Origin of the sequence: Pseudomonas fuscovaginae SE-1 (genome assembly GCF_000364705.1) — a bacterium.
Taxonomy (GTDB): Bacteria; Pseudomonadota; Gammaproteobacteria; order Pseudomonadales; family Pseudomonadaceae; genus Aquipseudomonas; species Aquipseudomonas fuscovaginae_A.
The window spans coordinates 1-1146 of sequence record NZ_AQOH01000135.1 but is presented as its reverse complement, the minus strand read 5'-3'; the positions used below and the strand labels follow the sequence as shown (position 1 = coordinate 1146).

The window sequence follows — 1146 nt, the reverse complement described above, 5'->3', positions numbered from 1 at the left end:
AGCCACCCTCGATCGCCTGGACAGCGCCGGCGGTGCCGCCGCCCTCGAAGCCCGTGCCGTGACCGCCAGCGACTCCGCCGCGATCATCCGCGCCAAGGCCGCCCTCGACGCCCTCGACGTCGCCGAAGGCCTGGCTGAACTCGAAGGCGCCTCGGCCCGTGTCGCCGTCGACGAGAAGCGCATGATCAACTGCCGCGCCGACCTCAACCAGCTCGTCCCCTTCAAGTACGACTGGGCCTGGCAGAAGTACCTCGATGGCTGCGCCAACCACTGGATGCCGCAAGAGGTCAACATGACCGCCGACATCGCCCTCTGGAAGAACCCCGAGGGCCTGACCGACGACGAGCGCCGTATCGTCATGCGCAACCTGGGCTTCTTCTCCACCGCCGACTCGCTGGTGGCGAACAACCTGGTGCTGGCCGTCTACCGCCTGATCACCAACCCCGAGTGCCGCCAGTACATCCTGCGCCAGGCCTTCGAGGAAGCGATCCACACCCACGCCTACCAGTACTGCATCGAATCGCTGGCCATGGATGAAGGCGAGATCTTCAACATGTACCACGAGATCCCGTCGGTGGCGAAAAAGGCCACCTGGGGCCTGAAGTACACCCGCTCGATCTCCGACCCGCAGTTCAACACCGGCACCGTCGAGACCGACAAGGAGCTGCTGCGCAACCTGATCGCCTACTACTGCGTGCTGGAAGGCATCTTCTTCTATTGCGGTTTCACCCAGATCCTGTCCATGGGCCGTCGCAACAAGATGACCGGCGTCGCCGAGCAGTTCCAGTACATCCTGCGCGACGAGTCCATGCACCTGAACTTCGGTATCGACGTGATCAACCAGATCAAGATCGAGAACCCGCACCTGTGGGATGCCGAGATGAAGGAAGAAGCGACCCAGATGATCCTGCAGGGCACCCAGTTGGAGATCGAATACGCCCGCGACACCATGCCGCGCGGCGTGCTGGGCATGAACGCGGCGATGATGGAGGACTACCTCAAGTTCATCGCCAACCGTCGCCTGTCGCAGATCGGCCTGAAGGAAGAGTACCCGGGCACCACCAACCCGTTCCCGTGGATGAGCGAGATCATGGACCTGAAGAAGGAAAAGAACTTCTTCGAGACCCGCGTGATCGAGTACCAGAC

The 1146-nt window shown here is 62.5% G+C and carries 1 protein-coding gene; it reads left to right on the top strand.

Translation table 11 applies throughout. The features are described from left to right. Positions 1–16: 16 nt before the first annotated feature. A partial coding sequence (locus K675_RS0113760) for a ribonucleotide-diphosphate reductase subunit beta (RefSeq protein ID WP_232434431.1) occupies positions 17–1146 on the top strand: 1130 nt, incomplete at its 3' end.